This is a genomic window from Ignavibacteria bacterium, from assembly GCA_025612375.1.
Classification (GTDB): domain Bacteria; phylum Bacteroidota; class Ignavibacteria; order Ignavibacteriales; family SURF-24; genus JAAXKN01.
Genome location: JAAXKN010000020.1, coordinates 47,300 through 66,607, shown reverse-complemented (window position 1 = coordinate 66,607; position 19,308 = coordinate 47,300). Strand labels below are relative to the sequence as shown.

Sequence of the window (19,308 nt, the reverse complement as noted above, 5' to 3'; positions counted from 1 at the left end):
TAGTTTTAAGCATTGCCCCTTTATAAATAATTTAGAGACTCAAAACAACTTCAGCGTAATAAATGAGACTAAATGCAGAGCAGCTTACAGTATTTTTGACAAGCATCAGCATCATGCTCCTGCTGGCAAGACTCCTTGGCGAGCTCTTCATTAAGTTAAAGCAGCCTGCTATAATCGGTGAAATTCTGGCCGGCATTATTCTGGGCCCCACAGTAATGGGAACCCTCATGCCCGGCTTCTCGGCGTGGCTTTTCCCGAAAACACCCGAAATCCAGGTCGCAATGGACGGCATATTCTCTCTTGCCGTTGTAATGCTTCTGCTGGTTTCAGGACTCGAGGTCGACCTGGCTGTGGTTGTAAGGCAGAGCAAGACTGCCTTCCTTACAAGCTTTATGGGAATTATCTTCCCCTTTGCACTCGGTTTCCTTCTGGCCTATTTATATCCAGACTACTTCGGCATAAATGATGAGAATATGCGCCTTATCTTTGCCCTTTTCATGGGCACTGCCATGTCCATTTCCGCTCTTCCTGTAATTGCCCGGACACTGATGGACCTGAACTTGATAAGAACAGAAATCGGGCTCATCATACTGGCTGCTGCAATGTTCGGCGACTTGGCAGGGTGGATCATTTTTTCTCTTATACTCAGCATGATGGGTGCAGGAACCGAAGGCTTAAGCTTTTCAGACAAGATCCTCCTTATACTTGGCTTTACGCTTTTCATGCTTCTAATCGGAAGAAAAATTGTAAATAAAATTTTTCCCTACATTCAGAATTACTTTGTCCATCCGGGCGGAGTGCTCAATTTTATTTTTATTCTTGGATTCCTCTGCGCGGCATTCACGGAGTTCATTGGTGTTCACGCAATATTCGGGGCCTTTATTGTTGGAATTACTATTGGCGACACGGCACACTTAAGGGAGAAGACAAGGGAGATTGTGCATCAGTTTGTAACCAACATTTTTGCACCGCTGTTCTTTGTTTCAATCGGCCTGAGGGTAAACCTCCTGACCAACTTCGATCCCCTGCTTGTCCTGATAATTATTTTTATAGCATTTGCCGGCAAAGTAATAGGATGCGGACTCGGGGCATACTGGGGCGGAATGACCAGGCAGGATTCAATGGTTATCGGTTTCGGAATGAACTCGAGGGGTGCAATGGAAATAATACTTGGCCTCCTGGCCCTTCAGTTCGGACTCATACAGGATAAGGTGTTTGTTGCCCTGGTGATAATGGCTGTCTTTACTTCACTGGTAAGTGCTCCTGTTATGAACTACTTCCTTAAAGGCAGAAGGGAGTTTTCATTCAGGGATATTTTAGACCGCCAGATGTTCATTATCAGCAGCGCACCCGATAAACTCTCTGTAATAAAGGAGATGGTTTCGCTTGCGGCAAAAAAATATAACATTGACGAGGAAGATCTCTTCGAGCAGGTAAAAAGCCGTGAAGAACTGATACCAACCGGTATTTCAAACTATCTTGCCATACCTCACGCAAAGACAAAAATAAACCGCCCTGTTGCCGTCCTGGCATATCACAAAGGGGGTTTGGATTTTGAAGCCCCGGACGGGCTCCCGGCAAAACTCATCTTTCTTCTTCTTACACCTCAGAACAAAAGTGAGCTTCAGCTGAAGCTTCTTGCCGAAATTGCCAACAGGTTCAGGGACAAAGAAGCCGTAGAAAAGATTATCAGTACAGACAATCCCGAGGCCATCCTTTCCGCGCTGAAAAACACATAAGAAGTTTTTAGGGCATTATTTTGACACCATATGAATATTTTTGTATGTTATACAAAATATCGGCTGAGAAATAATACCTTGCTCACGACGGGGATAATCTAATGAGTATAAAAATAGAGAATGAATTTCTGCTGCTTGCTGAAAATACAAGCGATATTATATTCTTATTTAAGAACTGCCTCAGCCTTATATATGCAAATTCAATTGCAGAAAGAGAACTTGGAATTTCCCCCGCCCTCATCCTTGGAAAGGATATTTCATCTTTGGGCTTTTCCTCTGACGTTACCCGGCTTTGGGAAAAACACCTGTCGGAAGTTTTAGAAAAAGGTGCCGTGGTTTCCTTCCGGTTTACTTTCGATTCACCTTCAGGCGCCTTAAGCTATGAGGCGAGGCTCATTCCTCAATTCGATTCCCGGCTTAAAGCCAGAATTATTATCGCAGTTTTAAGAAACATTACAGAATCAGAACTGGCCTGTAATAACATGAAGCTGGCGCATTCATTCAATGAACGCAACCTTTTGATGAATTCACTGAAGGAAAGCGAAGACAACATAAGGGCCATACTGGATGCCACGCAGGAATCCGTTTTTATGTGCGACGCAAAAGGTAATTTTATTGTCGCCAATCTGATGGCGTCCCAAAGGCTGAACTGCCCCATAAATGAGATTGCGGGACGCAATATGTCCGACTTCTTCCCTCCTGAGGTTGTATCGTACAGGATGAAGCATGTCCGTGAAGTATTCACTTCCGGCAAAGCAGCAGTCTTTGAAGACGAATATAACAATGAGATCTTCAGGCATAACCTCTTCCCTGTTTTCGAAAATGGCCAGGTAACCCGGCTTGTATGCTACAGCCAGGATATTACAGAACACAAAAAAACCGAAGAACAATTAAGAAAACTCTCAAGAGCCGTGGAACAGGCTCCCAGCAGCATAGTCATCACCGATAAAAAAGGACGCATTGAATATGTAAACCCAAAATTCACAAGCCTGACAGGATATACTTCCGAAGAGGTGATGGGACATAGTCCAAGTATAATGCAGTCAGGCAGGACGGACCCGGCGACTTATAAGGATCTCTGGAGCACAATTAAAAGCGGAAATCAGTGGCAGGGCACGCTCTTGAACAGAAAAAAAACAGGAGAACTGTTCTGGGAATCTATCAGCATATCTCCTGTTGTAGACCCTGCCGGGGATATTACGCACTTCACTGCGGTTAAAGAAGATATCACAAGACAGAAAAAAAGAGAGGAACAGCTCTATAAGCTCAACAGAACGCTTACTGCACTTAGGCATAGCGGTGAAGCTCTTGTAAGGGCATTGGATGAAAAATCCTACCTGAATGAAATCTGCAGAATTGTCGTTGAAGACTGCGGCCATGCCCTCATGTGGATCGGCTATACTCAAATGGATGATTATAAATCAGTCATTCCTGCAGCCTCGGCAGGATTTGATCAGGACTATCTGAAGCAGTTAAAGGTGTCGTGGGCCGATACAGAACGGGGCCGGGGCCCTACAGGCAGAGCAATCAGGACGGGGGAAGTAGTTTTATGCCGGAGCATCCCTGACGACCCGAACTTTAAACCCTGGCACAGCGAGGCCGCTAAACGCGGGTTTGCCTCCTCGGTTTCCCTTCCACTTAAGAATGGGAAAACTGCTTTCGGGGCTATCACCATTTATGCCTTGGAACCCGACAACTTTTCAAATGATGAAGTAAATCTGCTCTCAGAGCTTGCAGAGGATCTGGCATATGGAATTACAATCCTCAGGCTGCGCGAAGAACACAGGCTTGCCGAGGTCGAACTCAAAAGCCACAGGGATCATCTTGAACTGCTGGTTCAAAACCGGACACAGGAGCTTGAAACTGCAAATGAAATACTTAAGGAGGCCCAGAAAGTAGCCCATATAGGCCACTGGCGGCTTGACCTTGCTGCAAACCATCTTTTATGGTCCGATGAGATATTCAGGATTTTTGGAATTAAACCAAACTCCTTCGGGGCAACGCTTGAAGCGTTTATGCATTTCGTCCACCCGGATGACCGCCAGCTGGTGGCATCATCCTTTATGGATTCAGTTGAGAACAGGACTCCTTATTCCGTCGAGCATAGAATAATCCGCCCCGGGGGCGAAATACGCATTGTTCATGAACAGTGCATAAATCACTACGACACATCCGGGCACCCTCTGTATTCCCTCGGTGTGGTTCAGGATATAACCGAACTTAAAAGGGTCCAGAAGGAAATCGAGGAACACAAAAACCGGCTTGAAGAACTTGTAAGGGTCAGAACCGAAGAACTTGCAGTAACCAACAGCCAGCTCAAAATTGAAATCGAGAAGAAAAAACAGGTGGAGCTCCTGCTCAAAGAGTCACTTAAAAAGGAAAGAGAGCTTAATGAACTTAAATCCAGGTTCATTTCAACAATTTCACATGAATTCAGGACTCCCCTTACTTCTATACTCTCGTCAATGCAGCTGGTCCAAAGATACAGGAAAAGATGGGACGACATAAGAATTGACGAGGAGTTCCTGAGGGCAAAGAATTCCATTTTTTATCTCACGCAGCTGCTTGATGACATACTGACTATCAGCCATGCCGAAAGCGGGAAGATCATATTCAGCCCGCAATCAATCGACCTAAGTGAATTTTGCCTTAAAATTATTGAAGAAGTAAAACATCTGGCGGAAGAGTCTCATAACTTCTCTTTTTCTTATACTGCAGATGAAAGATTTTTTGCGCTCGACCCAAAACTGCTCCGCTTCATTATTATTAATCTGCTTTCAAATGCATTTAAGTATTCACCCGACGGGGGCAGCATTCAGCTTAATGTTTCATCAACACTTTCATCCGTACAGATAGAAGTCTGCGATGAAGGAATCGGCATCCCCAAGAAAGACAGGATTCACCTGTTTACGCCATTCTTCAGAGCCGACAATACTTCCGAAATAGAAGGCAAGGGGCTTGGGCTTTCAATTGTTCAGAAATCGGTAGAGCTTCATGAGGGTACTATCAGCTGCTCTTCGAGACTGGGGAAAGGAACAAAATTCATAGTAAAGATTCCGAGGGGGAAAAATGACGAAAAAAATACTGGTGATCGAGGATGACAAAACAGTCCGCCAGAATATAACTTCACTGCTTCACGAGGAAGGCTACACAGTCTTTTCATCCGGCGACGGCGAGGAAGGATTGCTGACTGCAGGAAAGGTGCATCCAGACCTTATTATATGTGATATCATGATGCACGGCCTGGATGGCTATGGCGTGTTTATCAGGCTTTCAAAAGACCCTGCAACAAGGACGATACCATTTATTTATCTTACCGCCAAGGTTGAAAAGGAAGATATAAGAAGAGGCATGAGCCTTGGGGCTGATGATTATATCTTTAAGCCGTTTGATGCCGATGACCTTCTTAATTCAATTGCCTCAAGGCTCAAAAGAATTGAAACGATTAAAGCTGATATTGATTCTCCAAAGGAAGATAATGACAACAAAAAATATTCTATCGACGATAAGCTCTTCGTACAGGTCAATAACAGGCCTCACCTTGTAAATATCTCAAGCATTATTGCCATCAGCGCTGAAAAGCAATATTCAACCTTAAAGACATCCGACGGCAAATCATACCTGTTAAGGAAAACATTGACGAACTGGGAAAAGCTGCTGCCGGAAAACAAATTTCTAAGAATTCACCGCTCTACCATAATTAATATAGATTACCTAATTAAAATGGAAACCTGGTTCAATTCGGGTTATCTGGTTTACCTCAAAGGCACCGATAAACCATTTGAAATCAGCAGGAGGTATTCAATTAAACTCCGGGGCCGCCTGCTTAAGTAGGAACACGATTCTCTCACAATTCACTGCACGCGCAAAGACCATGACTCTTTGCGCGTGCAGCTTCAGTAAACCGCATTATTCGCAACCGCCCGGAACAGCCATAGACCTTTTATTCCACTAAAATTCCTTTCATTCCAAATCTCTGCCTTTATCCTGAAAATGATGTTATCATAGATAAACCACAGGATTAATTGGAATATCTGATGAAAACCCGTAAAACGATTTTGGTGGCTGAGGACAACAAGCTGATAAGGAATAGTTTAATTGATTTTCTCATGAATGAGGGGTTCGGCGTCATTGCTGCAAAAAACGGCGCGGCGGCTTTTATGCTCACCCTTGAATTTATGCCCGACCTGATTTTTTCTGATATCCATATGCCTGTAATGAATGGAATGGAATTGCTGGAAAAATTAAAAACTGATCCCTGTACTTCATTCATCCCTCTGATATTTCTCACTGCGGATGTTGATTTCCGGGAACTGAAGACCGGCATTCCCAAAGGAGCTGCGGGCTGCATACTGAAACCCTTTACATTCAGCGAAATACTAAGAGCTATCAGCATTCACCTGCCGGATAATGGCAGCTGAAGGTTTCTATAAAACACAAATCAACATCCATTAACAATACGAGGGGATAATGGCAAAATACGCCTTAACAATGCTTATACTTCTGGTTATGGTCTTTGTGTCTGATGATCTGGCACAAACTCCTGCCCCCGCAAACGGGGATTACCAGTCGGCTGCCACCGGGGTCTGGGAAGATCCCGCTACATGGCAGAAATACAATAACGGGGTCTGGGAAAGTTCCACCGACTTTCCAGCAAGCCAAACTTCACTGACCGCTGCCAAAATCAATATACAAAGCGGCACCACGGTTACCTTAACTGCTCCCAAAACAGTAAGGAACCTGTGGCTGAACGGAGTCTTGGTTACTTCTTCAACTAACCTGCTTACGGTTCTTCCAAACTACAGCATAACAGGCGGTAGCCTGACAGCCTATGTTGACGGACCCGTTGCGGCTCAGGTGAACTCAACTGCAATGCGCGTGCTTAAATTCCCTGTCGGCAAAGCAGGCCAGGGAAGGCCCGTGGAATTTACAGTTGCCCACAAGTCCACAGCACTTACTACCTTTACGGCAGAATTGATCGTGGGAGCGCCCCCGATCTATACAATGCCCGCCACTATAGGGCAGATATACCAGACCAGATACGTCAGAATATTAAAAACAGGGACAAACATTACTTCAAATGCCCAGATCAAGTTAAGTTACGATACAGATGATGGTGTAGGAAATAACTACGGACAGCTCAGAATAGCAAAAAACGATATTAATGCAAACTGGGTCGATATCGGGGGAATCGGTACTTCGCCCGTAACAGGTACAATTATTTCATCGGCTACTTTAATGGCTAACTACGGCAATTCTGATGCAACCGGAACAATATTCGCCCTTGGAAGCACAATTACGCTTCCCAAGATCACCGGTAATGCCGGAATGGCAGGCGTTGTCTTAAGTTACATGGACGGGACATTGAAGACTGTTACCACCGATGCTGCCGGAAACTACAGCATAAGTGTGCCTTACGGCTGGTCCGGTACAGTTACGCCTGCACTTGCAGGATACAATTTCACTCCGCAGAACAAGGTCTACAGCAACGTTATTCAAGACGTAAAAGCAGAGAACTATACACCTGCTTCCATTTACAACGATTACAGAACCTCATCAATCGGCAACTGGGAAGACCCGGCCATCTGGGAGGCCTTCGACGGCACCAACTGGATACCTTCTCCCAATTACCCGATAGCTGTTACCGGTACAGTTACGCTCAATCCGGAGGCCCTGGTCAGCCTTAACTCTAAGTTAACAATCCTCAGCGGCGGGGTACTGGACAATAAAGGGATTCTGGACGTCAGCTCAACTTTAACCATTAGTGCCGGGGGGGTGCTCAGAAACGAGGGGACCCTAGAAAATCCGAATGTAGGAACTTCAACTTCCCCAAACTACACAGGATATCTTTACGTATACGGTACATATGAGCACGCACAAAATGCCGGAATGGCCGGCCTTTCCGGCAACTTCGGATATACGAGCACTACATGGTACGGCGGTTCCACCTGCCTTATTACGGGCGTTATTGATGCCGCCCCCACATTCCCGACACAGACAGCAATGTACAGCGCCACCATGGTATGGGACTGCCCTAATCAGACAGGGGACGCTTTCCTGAACCTGAACAGCAGCAGCTTTTATACCGCCGGCGGCATTACTGTGCTCAACAGCAATTCACAACAGATCTACCTTTTCTCAGGCCAGGGTACAAATGTCAGGAATATAGTTGTAAGCGGACCGAATTCAAAACTGACCGCCTTCAGCAGAATGAGCCAGGGTATTGAATACCTCTTCTTCTCTTATTGCGATAACCTGACGGTCGAAAAGGGCGGGGAGTTCTACATCTGCACTGAACCCGGAACGAATGTTCATTATGCTTCTATCAACATAAGGAATAACCTGACTGTATCTTCCGACTCCAAAGTCGGAACTTACAGCAACCCTGCGTTTGGCGGCATAAGCTATTCCAGATTTGTCTTCGGGGTTAATCCAAATAAAACTCCGCATACAATTAATACCGCGGGACTAATCCCAATTATAGGCATGGATGACAGAACTAACAGCCTGAACTACTTTATATCCTATGATGTAATACTAAATTCACCGCTGAGGGCCAATGTGCTGGATATGAGCGGCAGAATAACTTCCAACGGAAACCTGATTACAATTCCTCCGGGCGGCAGCATTACAGGAGGAAGCAAAACCGGTTTTACGGATGGACCCATTGCTTTTCAGGTTGCATCCGCTTCACCTGTAGAAATGAATTTTCCTCTTGGGAAAGGCACCTCAGGCTACTTTGCAAAACTTAATGTAACTGATGCAGCTTCTGAACTGACAACTTATACTGCAGAAATGATTACCGGGACACCGCCGGCTAATAATCTTTTCCCCTATTTAAGCGCAGTTTCTTCCGTCAGATATTTTACAATTTCAAAGTCTCCAAATTCCGGGGTTCAAAGTGCAGCCTTAACAATGAATTATGATGCGGCTGATAATATAAGCGACAGCTCACTGGTACGCGTTGTAAAAAATGACGGCTCCGGTAAATGGATAAACCTTGGAGGCACCGGCTCTGCACCCGGAACAGGAGTTGTCACTTCAAGCGTAAATTTTTCAGATTTCTCCGGGAATATATTCCTCCTTGGAAAAGCTTCCTCTGTTCCTCTGGGCCTGGTAAGCTACTGGAAGCTTGATGAGCAGACCTCTGGAAGCTACGCGGACTTTCTTCAGGTAAATAACGCCTCGGGAACTACTACCCCCAATCTTCAGGGCAGGGTTGGATCATCTCAGGATTTTGACGGCACCACTTCAAAACTGACGGTTCCGGCAAATCCATCACTTGACTTTACTTCCCTGGGAAGCTTCTCTGTGGAAATGTGGTTCAAAGCCCAGACTCCGCCTTCAGCATTCCAGGCCCTTATTAGCCGGAGCATCTCCTCAAATGGAGCCACCTGGTACGTGGGCGTAAACCCTGTAAATGGCAAGGCCCGCTTCTATTTATCAGGCGGGGGACAGACTGCTTCACTCTACGGTACAACAGTAACCGACAACCAGTGGCACCACATTGCCGCTACAAGAAACGGAACTACCGGTGACATAAAACTCTATGTTGACGGCGCTCTTTCTGCAACTATGAACAAGAGCTTCAGCGTGGACTTTGCTTCACCTGTCTCTAAGCTTGAAGTGGGAAGCTTACTTGGCGGAAGCCTCTTAAAAGGAACACTTGACGAACTGGCTTTCCATAACACTGAACTTTCTGCTTCCGGGATCCTGAAGCATTTTCAGAACGGCGCACTGGGTCAGGGCTACATCCTTTCACCCGAACCGGTCATTACTTCTTCACCGGTAATAGCTGCCACAGTGGGCGTACTTTATACATATGACGTAAATGCAACAGGAACTCCTGCTCCGGCGTATTCACTTACAGCGTCTCCTGACGGGACTATGACAATTGATCCTGTAACAGGAGTAATCCGCTGGACCCCGTCTGCCGCCGGAACTTTCCAGGTAAGCGTTAAGGCTGATAACGGGCTTAATCCTGCTGCGGTTCAGACGTTTTCAATCACTGTAGCACAGGCACCTTATTCAGGCATGATCAGCTACTGGAAGCTGGATGAGCAGACCTCAGGAAGTTATTCCGATTTTAAGAAGATAAATAATGCCGCCGGAAGCTCCAGTCCTGTTCTTCAGGGGAAAGTCGGCGGTGCACAGTATTTCGACGGCGTAACTTCAAAGATCTCTGTTCCAGCCAGTGCTTCGCTTGACTTTACTTCCAAAGGAAGCTTTTCACTTGAAGCCTGGTTCATGTCCCAGACTCCCCCTTCACAGTTCCAGGCTATCTTAAGCCGGAGCTTCTCCTCTACAGGAGCAAACTGGTACATGGGCATTAACCCCACCAATGGAAAAGCAAGATTCTACATCTCAGGTGGCGGTCAGACAGCGTCACTCTATGGCACAACTGTTACAGATAACCAGTGGCACCACATTGCAGCTACAAGAAATGGTGCAACGGGTGATATCAAGCTATATGTCGACGGAGTGCTCACTGCCGGCACTAACAAGAGCTTTAATGTGGATTTCTCCGGTTCCACTTCAAAGCTTGAAGTAGGGAGCTTCCTGGGGGGCAGCCTCCTTAAAGGAACTCTTGACGAAGTGGCAATCCACAGCGCTGAACTTTCAGCATCAGAGATACTTCAGCACTTCCAGAACGGAATGGCAGGCCAGGGCTACATACTTTCACCTGAACCGGTCATTACTTCGTCTCCTGTGACAGCGGCCACGGTGGGTGAACTGTACTCCTATGACGTAAATGCTGCCGGGACACCTGCTCCAACGTATTCACTGACAGCGTCCCCCGATGTAGCCATGACAATAGACCCCGCAACCGGACTTATTCAGTGGACTCCCGCACTGGCCGGAACTTTCCAGGTAAGTGTAAAAGCAGATAACGGACTTAATCCTGCTGCGGTTCAGACATTTACAATCACAGTTGCCGAGGCTACTGTAACTCCTGCCGGTCTGGTGAGCTACTGGAAGCTGGATGAGCAGACCTCTGGAAATTATGCTGATTTCCTTCAGGTAAATAATGCCTCGGGAACTACTACCCCCAACACCCAGGGTAAGGTTGCTTCGGCTCAGGATTTTGACGGCACCACCTCAAAACTGACGGTTCCGGCAAATACATCACTCGACTTTACTTCCAAGGGAAATTTCTCGGTTGAAACCTGGTTCAAGGCCCAGACTCCTCCTCCAGCCTTCCAGGCCATTATAAGCCGGAGCTTCTCCTCTACAGGAGCCAACTGGTACATTGGAATAAATCCTGTAAATGGTAAGGCCCGCTTCTACTTGTCAGGCGGAGGCCAGACGGCTTCACTCTACGGCACAACAGTAACCGACAACCAGTGGCACCACATTGCTGCAACCAGGAACGGCTCAACCGGTGACGTAAAACTCTATGTTGACGGAGTACTCTCAGCCTCTATGAACAAGAGCTTCAGCGTGGATTTTTCATCACCAGCGTCAAAACTCGAAATCGGAAGCTTCTTAGGCGCAAGCCTCTTAAAAGGTACTCTCGATGAGCTGGCTTTCCATAACACAGAGCTTTCTTCTTCCGAGATTCTAAAGCACTTCCAGAACGGTGTAAATGGATTAAACTACTGGGGACAGGATGGCTCTACCAGGACATTCAAGGTAAGCGCCAGCCCCGTTTTTGAAAAGTTCTCCACCTCGGCAAGTGAAAATAACGTAAGACTTACCTGGCATACAAACTTAAACGTAGCGGGTAATTTTGAGCTTGAGAGAACTTCAGCCGGACAAGGCAGCTGGAAGAATATCGCCCTTGTTTCCTCTGAAGGGCTGAAGGATTTTGAATTCAGTGACAAGGTTCCTTCAGACGGGAAATACTCATACAGAGTTAAATTCATCAGCAGGAACGGAGGATACGCCTACTCTGATGTGTCCGACGTTGAAATACTCCCCCGTGAGTATAACCTCGTGCAGAATTATCCTAACCCGTTTAATCCTGCTACAACAATCAGCTATGAACTGCCGTCTCTAAGCAGGGTAAACCTTACCATTTACAATATGCTCGGCGAGAGGGTCGCTGAACTGGTCAATGAGATCCAGTCTGCCGGATCATATAAGCAGGTATGGAATGCAAGCCGCCTTGCAAGCGGGATTTACCTGCTCAGGATGGAATCCAGGGATGTTGCTTCGGAAAGAAGCTTCGTCAGGACATTAAAAATGATAATGATGAAGTAACGGAAATCCTCCCGCTCCCCCCAGGAGAGTTCATATGGGGTTGGAAAACCCCTATGGACTCTCAATTTTTCACTGAGTAAGGGGGCAGATGCGGCCTCCGGGCTTTTGAGTATTAAATAAATATTTAAGTAATAACTCAAGATACTACTATGGCATTAGAAATATTATCAAACCAGATTAAAAAGCTGTGCATCCGTCATTTCCTTCTGATGGACATAATCATCTTTTTCTTCAATCCTTATCTGGCACTCTTCATCCGTCTGGATGGAACGGTAAACTGGGATTTGTACAGCTCCCCGCTGCTGGTTTATTCCCTGTTATTCACCTTAATTAAACTGGCTGTTCTTGGAGTAAGCAGGTTCTACGGCAGACTCTGGCGCATGGCAAGTGTGGATGAATTGGCTTATGCTATATTTATCTCTGCAGTTGCAGTAGCTGTTGAGTTTTCTTTTTTCTATGCCCTGGAAAAGTCACAGGTTCACCCGTTTGTCATTTTCCCGGTGTCACTTCCTTTGCTTGATGGAATCTTCAGCATGATTACCATAGTCTCTATCAGGTTCAGCATCCGCTTTATCGACCTTGCCAACCAGAAGGTATTACTGAAAAAGCATCCGATGCAGAGTGTCCTGATTGCCGGGGCCGGAGAATCGGGCTTCAGCATAGCTCTCGAAATGCAGCGCAATGCACACCTGGGACTTAACCCGGTAGCTTTTGTGGATGATGATTCATCAAAACATAACCTGAAACTTAGAGGTATCCCCATTAAGGGATCAACAGATGATATTGCTTCAGTTATAAAGGAACTGAACGTCAGCAAGGTCATTATTGCCATGCCCATGGCCTCAGGAATAAAAATAAGACAGATAATGTCCAACTGTGAGGCAGCGGGCGTGGAAACACTGACTGTACCCGGAATATTTGAGATTCTGAACGGGAATGTAAATATAAGCAAAATCAGAAAGATACAGATTGAAGACCTTCTGCGCAGGGAACCTGTAATTACGGATAATGCAAAAGTAAAGCTGCTCCTTAAAGGGAAAAAAGTTTTAATTACCGGGGCAGGAGGCTCCATAGGAAGCGAACTATGCCGCCAGGTGCTCAGGTGCAATCCTGCCGGAATGATTCTTATCGGCCATGGGGAAAACTCCATATTTGAAATTGAGCAGGAGCTCCTGGCCATAAAAAAAGAATTTACAGGATCTGAAAAGCTGGATACAGTAATTTCAGCACGCATAGCCGACCTCAGAAGCAGGGAAAGATTAAGAGGCATTTTTGATGAATTTTATCCTGACGTAATTTTCCATGCCGCTGCCCATAAGCATGTTCCGCTAATGGAAAGCAACCCCCAGGAGGCCGTGACAAATAATATACTGGGTACAAAAAATATAGTTTCCCTGGCTGTTGAGTACGGCGTCAGGCACTTTATATCCATTTCTTCCGATAAGGCAGTTAATCCCACAAACATTATGGGAGCAAGCAAGCGTGCAACTGAAATGATTGTCCTGGAGGCTGCAAGGAAAACTGGCTGGTCCTACTCTGCAGTGCGTTTCGGCAACGTCCTGGGCAGCCGCGGCAGCGTGGTAAGAACGTTTCAGAAGCAGCTGCAGAATGGCGGCCCTATTACAATTACGCATCCCGAAATAATAAGATATTTCATGACCATACCTGAAGCCGTACAGCTCGTTCTTCAGGCCTCGGTTCTCAATAAAGGCGGAGAAGTTTTTGTGCTGGATATGGGCCAGCCGGTTAAGATAATTGATCTTGCAAAAGATATAATTAGGCTTGCCGGACTGTCTGAAGGCACAGATATAGAAATAAAAGTAACAGGCCTCCGCCCCGGTGAAAAACTTTATGAAGAACTCTTTATTGAAGGCGAACACTATGAAAAGACAATCCACGACAAAATACTGATTGCCCGTAATGCAAGCAGCTGCATTTCAAACCTTCTTTCTGAAAGCCTGAACTATTTTGAAGCAGCCGACGGGCAGTTATCACGCGGCGAAATAATAGACATTTTATGTGAACTCATCCCTGAGTTTCAGCCTCAGGACAGGAAGAGCCATGCAGTCACAAAAGCCTTCAGGGCAGGTAATTCCGGGATGAATTTGTCACTGGCAAACTTACAGACGGCATAAGCGCTTACGGCTCATAGCTTTTTTAAGAAAGTTAATCCACAATACAAAAAGAAATTTAATGGAAAAGGAGCACTGCATAAATGAAAAGTAAAATTTGGCTTTCACCGCCGCACATGGGAGGAGAGGAAATTTCATTTATAAATGATGCATTTTCATCCAACTGGATTGCGCCGCTTGGTCCAAATGTCGACGGCTTTGAACGTGACCTCTCAGGCTATACCGGTGCACGGCATTCGGTGGCCCTTAATTCGGGCACGGCTGCAATCCATATGGCACTTGTAACGCTTGGAATAAAACATGGCGACGAGGTGCTCTGCTCAAGCTTTACTTTTGCCGCCTCAGCAAATCCGGTTATTTATCAGAACGCGGTACCGGTCTTTGTGGACAGTGAGGAAGAATCTTGGAATATGAGTCCTCTAATGCTGGAAAGAGCAATAAAAGAGAGGCTAAGAAATGGTAAAAAACCTAAAGCCATAATTCTGGTCCATCTTTACGGAAACCCTTCTGAGATGGAGAGCATAATGCAGATATCCATGCACTATGATATCCCGGTAATAGAAGATGCCGCCGAGGCACTGGGTTCATTTTATAAAGACAGGCACCTTGCCACTTTCGGTGATATGGGCGTCATTTCCTTTAACGGGAACAAAATCATTACCACTTCAGGAGGCGGGGCACTCCTTTCCAATAATAAGGAATACGTAGAAAAAGCCCGCTTTCTCTCGGCCCAGGCCCGGGACCTCGCCCCGCACTACCAGCACTCACAGACCGGATACAACTACAGGATGAGCAACATCAGCGCAGGTATAGGACGGGGGCAGATGAGGGTGCTTGATAAAAGGATAGCACAGAGAAGAGCTAATTATTCCTATTACAGGAACAGCCTTGATAAGCTCCCGGGAATAGGATTTCAGGAAGAACTGCAGGATGCCCGTTCCAACCGCTGGCTCACCTGCATTACAATTGATCCAAGGCAAAGCGGGGGCCTTACAAGAGAAGATCTGAGGCTTGCACTTGAAGCTGAAAATATTGAATCGCGCCCCCTGTGGAAGCCCATGCACCTTCAGCCCGTATTCAGCGGTTTCCCCTATTACGGATGCGGGATATCTGATGGTCTTTTTGAACGGGGACTCTGCCTTCCTTCAGGATCAGGCATGACTGAGGAGGAGCTAGAGCGTGTAACAGGTACAATAATTAAATGCTTTGAAAAGGCAGGAACAAAGTCCTTTGCGGCCTGATTGTTCATTGCCTTAACCAATTAACCTTTGCCTAAAATAATCTCATTTTCCTGGTGTGCGGCAGATATGCTGCACACCTTTTATTTTTTGAATAATTTTTCCGGCGGCATTTTCCCGTCATCTTTTCTTTGCACCGTCACATAATCACTTTTTCCCTTTACATATCCCTCAAATAATATATTCATAAGCAGGTACTAATACCGCCGGCCATTATCCTCGTCTGAATCTCAGCGTCTGAATCTCAGCGTCTGAATCTCAGCGCCTGAATCTCAGCGTCTGATTTTTCAGCTGCAGCTCTAGCCCGCTTTTTTCATACGGTGATATTTAATTGGCCTTGCTGGCACACCGACTGCAGTACAGTATTCAGGCAGGGACTTTGTCACAACAGCCCCCGCACCCACAACTGTATTATCACCGATATTTTTTCTGTTGATAACTCTTGCCCCTGTGCCGACATAAACACATTCCCCGATTTCAACCTCACCCGAGATGCTTACGCAGGGCATAAAGGCAGAATAATCTTTTATTGCCGTGTCATGCCCCACGGTGCATGAATAATTCAGGGCTACATGCTTTCCAATTACAATGTTTGTTGTAACAACTGTATTCGGGGCAATAATTGTTCCGGCCCCGATCTCTACATATTTCGGGTTCCCGATGACAGCCGACGGGTGTATTAAAACGGGGAACTTAATTTTCTTGTTTGTCAGACTCTCAATTATCCTTTTTTTAATTACCGGATCCCCTATTGCAAAAACCACATCCAGCTCATACTGAAAACAATTTAATTCTTCAAGCCCCCCAAGAACAGGAGCATCATTTACCAGAGAATTTACAGGCTTATTATCATCAAAAAAACCGATAAACTCCCATCCCCCTATCTGCTGAATCCATGCCTGGACTTCCTTGCCGAAGCCCCCGCCTCCAAAAACTGCTATCGGTCTCATCTTCCCTCCTTATTTATAGAGAATGTCTTTTGATAAATTTAACTGCAGATTTTAATCTCCTGTGCCCCGGCCGAAACCTTTAACAATCCGCTCCCGGAAAATTTTTCCATCGTTTGTGAAGTAGCTGAACTGACTCCCTCTCTTTTAATAATTTTTATTATTGTCAGCACTGCTATTTTCAGATCCAGGGAAAAATTGATGTTATCCACGTAATAAATATCCATATTGAATTTTTTCTCCCAGCTGACCTGATTTCTTCCGTTTACCTGCGCCCACCCGGTTATCCCCGGCTTTACTTCATGCCGCCTCTTTTGAGACGAACTGTACAATGGCAAGTATTCCGGCAGTAAAGGTCTTGGACCTATTAGCGACATGTCGCCTTTTATTACATTAAACAGCTGGGGTATTTCATCAATTGAAAGCTTTCTTATCATTTTCCCAACCGGAATAAGCCGCTTTTCATCCGGCAGAAGATCCCCCTTTTCATCTTTCCTTTCGTTCATCGTCCTGAACTTTATTATTCTGAAAGGGCTTCCATTTAAGCCCGGACGAGTCTGTAAAAAGAATACCTTCCCTTCATTGAATATCAGAAGCAGCAGAATGGTTACAGCAAATACCGGCAGCATTAAAGCCATGAGCAAAAGAGAGAATATAAAATCTGCCGCGGGCTTTATCAGCCTCCGGTAAGCACTCCTGTAATTCTTAAAGGATACTTCACTTTTTAATAATTCCCCATAGAAGCTCTTCCAGTAACCCGTTATTATTTCCGAAGAAAAGTTTTCTCTTACATATTTCTCTCCTTTTTCACCCAGCCTGATTCTGAGTTCATCATCTTCAGAAAGCTGCTTCATCTTCCGGAACAGGGATTCTGCGTCCCCGGCTTTGTGCCTCAGGCCTGTCGCATTATCTATCATTGCATCCATGAGCCCGTAGGTATCACTTGCAATTACAGCCTTTGCACACGCGGAGGCCTCAATCACACTGCTTCCAAATCCCTCCCTGTGGCTGGGCAGGCAGAATATGTCGCAGGCCTGGTAAAGCTCCTGGGGTTTTGCAGTCGGGCCGTAAAAGTAAAAGTCGCCAGGTGAAAGTCTTTCACGTGCGAGTGCTGCAAGATCTTCCTCATCATAGCCGGCCAGCAATAAAAACACACGTGGATCTTTTTCCTTGAGCCTCCTGAATGCCTCAATTAGTTCCGGAATTCCTTTGTCCCTGTTCAGCCGCCCAAGGAAAAGGAATACAATTTTTTCTTCAGGAATACTCATGCTTTTTCTTATTTCACTTCTCAGGTTTTCCTTAGGTCTGAAAGCCCTTAAGTCAACGCCGCTTATGGAACCTTTCCCGAAGACAAGGGAGTTTTCTTTTTTTATTACCTTTTCACTTGCCAGAAACTCTCTCTGCGAACTGCCGTCGACCAGTATGTTTGTCGATAAAGCTGCAATAAGCCTGTCAATTGTTTTAAGGATAAACCTGAAGATCCCTTTTTTTGTATGCCATACCTGCCCGGTAAAGATATGTATTCTGTTAGGCACACCTGCAAGCCTCCCCGCGGCCGCTGCGGCCAGTCCTGCCTTAGGCGTAACTGAATGAATGGCAGAAAATTTCATCTGCCTGAAATATTTTGCCAGCTTAATGACGGCTCTTACGTCCTGAACAGGCTTAATCTTTCTGTGAACCGGGATACTCATATATCCTGCAATCTTAAGCCTGCTTAGTACAGGCATGTCTTCTTCAGAAAAATTTCCCGCCAGATAAACCTCATGCTCTTCAGACAGGGCTTCAATGTGCCCGGCTAAAAATGCATGCGCGGTAAAGGCGGTTGAGACAATAAAGCAGATCTTCTGTTTTGGCATGGTTCGCTTCCCCTTTGAACGGTTGCTTTTAATGTTTCATAAAAACTTCTTCTTTTTATATCAAGCAGTTCTGAAATGTAGGTGCGTGCTTCCGATAAATTTCTATTAGCCTGACCTTCAGCCATTTCAGGGTTCTCAATCAGGCGTTTAATTCTTTCAAACAAAGCTTCCGGATTATTTTTAGGAACAATTGCTTCCTCTTCAAGAAGTTCCGGTATTCCTCCGGCATTTGTACCTATACACGGAAGTCCTCTTCCCATTGCCTCAATCATGGCCCTTGGCAGCCCCTCGGTTCTGGATGCCAGGACAAAAATATCTGAAGTATCCAGATATCTTCTTACGCCCTCGCCCGGGGGAACACTTCCTGTAAATAATACCCTGTCTTCAATTCCCAGCTCTTTGGAAAGAAGTATCATATCCTGCTTGTATTTTCCCTCCCCTATCCAGGTCAGCCTGCATGGGAACTGGTTTTGGTTCAGCAGCTGAATAGCCTTAAGCGTAACGTCGGGCGCCTTATACATCTGCTCAAGCGAACCGATGGAAATTATGTTGAATTCGCCTTTCCGTTTAAACGTTACGGGAGTTTTCAGTATGTTTTCTTCCTTCAGCATTACATTTGAGGCGCTGACAGTAAACGTTCCCGGCTTTGCAGGATACCGGTTCTGCAATGCCTTTCTGGTTACATACAAAACAGCAGATGAATTCAGGACAATATTTTTCATCTGGCGCGTCATAATAATCCTGAAAATCGGGCGCAGGGGGCTCTTAACAGCTCCGGGGGCAAAGACTTCATACGGATCACCTGCTGCTTCTGTTCCATAAGGCAGGCCTTTTTTCCTTAGCTCACCCGCTGCAATTGTACCCAGAATGCCCGGTATTCTGCAGATATACGCCCTGCCTTTTAGGATGCTGCCTTTTATTATTTTTTTTATTTCTATGTAGTTCTTTAAGCAGCCTTTAAGCCCGGTGTAGTAAGGCACCTCAATAAAAGACACTTGAGATGAATCCGCCCTGAAGTTTTCCTCCATTTTAGTTTCTGCGTTTCTGCCTACGCGTGCAATAACATATACGTGGCTGAAGCTTCTTAGATACCTCGCCCATAACTCTTTTGAGAAAGTGCCGTCGGTGGAAAATATTCTCCCGTCTGAGTCTTTAATAAACCTTGCCTCTGTAATAAATACCAGTTCCATATT

Annotated in this window: 10 protein-coding genes; 7 read left to right on the top strand and 3 right to left on the bottom strand. The window is 45.7% G+C overall.

The genetic code is table 11. From position 1 onward, the window contains the following. The first annotated feature begins 62 nt into the window (after window positions 1–62). From HF312_12735 to HF312_12705, 7 genes are all read left to right on the top strand, one after another. On the top strand, window positions 63–1,739 hold the full coding sequence (locus tag HF312_12735; GenBank protein ID MCU7521077.1) for a PTS transporter subunit EIIA: 1,677 nt from the start codon (window positions 63–65) through the stop codon (window positions 1,737–1,739). A gap of 101 nt (window positions 1,740–1,840) precedes the next feature. Continuing rightward, a complete protein-coding gene (locus HF312_12730; GenBank protein ID MCU7521076.1) occupies window positions 1,841–4,840 on the top strand; it encodes a PAS domain S-box protein in 3,000 nt (999 codons plus the stop codon). Beyond that, window positions 4,809–5,573, top strand: a complete 765-nt coding sequence (locus tag HF312_12725) for a response regulator transcription factor (protein MCU7521075.1) — start codon at window positions 4,809–4,811, stop codon at window positions 5,571–5,573. The genes HF312_12730 and HF312_12725 overlap by 32 nt, the downstream gene beginning before the upstream one ends. Window positions 5,574–5,776: 203 nt before the next feature. Beyond that, the gene (locus HF312_12720; protein ID MCU7521074.1) at window positions 5,777–6,160 is read left to right on the top strand and encodes a response regulator; all 384 of its coding nucleotides are present in this window, start codon (window positions 5,777–5,779) and stop codon (window positions 6,158–6,160) included. A gap of 49 nt (window positions 6,161–6,209) precedes the next feature. Next, window positions 6,210–11,942 (top strand): T9SS type A sorting domain-containing protein, encoded by a 5,733-nt coding sequence (locus HF312_12715; protein MCU7521073.1) that lies wholly within the window; start codon window positions 6,210–6,212, stop codon window positions 11,940–11,942. Window positions 11,943–12,091: 149 nt separating this feature from the next. Then, on the top strand, window positions 12,092–14,077 hold the full coding sequence (locus HF312_12710; protein MCU7521072.1) for a polysaccharide biosynthesis protein: 1,986 nt from the start codon (window positions 12,092–12,094) through the stop codon (window positions 14,075–14,077). Between the two features lie 80 nt (window positions 14,078–14,157). Further along, window positions 14,158–15,315, top strand: coding sequence for an aminotransferase class I/II-fold pyridoxal phosphate-dependent enzyme (locus tag HF312_12705; GenBank protein ID MCU7521071.1), 1,158 nt, complete (start codon window positions 14,158–14,160; stop codon window positions 15,313–15,315). 296 nt (window positions 15,316–15,611) lie between these two features. On the opposite strand, the gene HF312_12700 is transcribed toward HF312_12705, so the two are convergent. The 3 genes from HF312_12700 to HF312_12690 all read right to left on the bottom strand — a co-directional run bounded on the left by HF312_12700 (window position 15,612) and on the right by HF312_12690 (window position 19,305). Then, window positions 15,612–16,262, bottom strand: a complete 651-nt coding sequence (locus tag HF312_12700; protein MCU7521070.1) for an acetyltransferase — start codon at window positions 16,260–16,262, stop codon at window positions 15,612–15,614. Window positions 16,263–16,300: 38 nt separating this feature from the next. Continuing rightward, window positions 16,301–17,113 carry a lipid carrier--UDP-N-acetylgalactosaminyltransferase gene (locus tag HF312_12695; protein ID MCU7521069.1) on the bottom strand — a complete coding sequence of 271 codons (813 nt, stop codon included), beginning with the start codon at window positions 17,111–17,113 and terminating at the stop codon, window positions 16,301–16,303. Window positions 17,114–18,054: 941 nt separating this feature from the next. Then, entirely contained in the window at window positions 18,055–19,305 is a 1,251-nt protein-coding gene (locus HF312_12690; protein ID MCU7521068.1) for a glycosyltransferase family 4 protein, read from the bottom strand. Window positions 19,306–19,308: the final 3 nt, after the last annotated feature.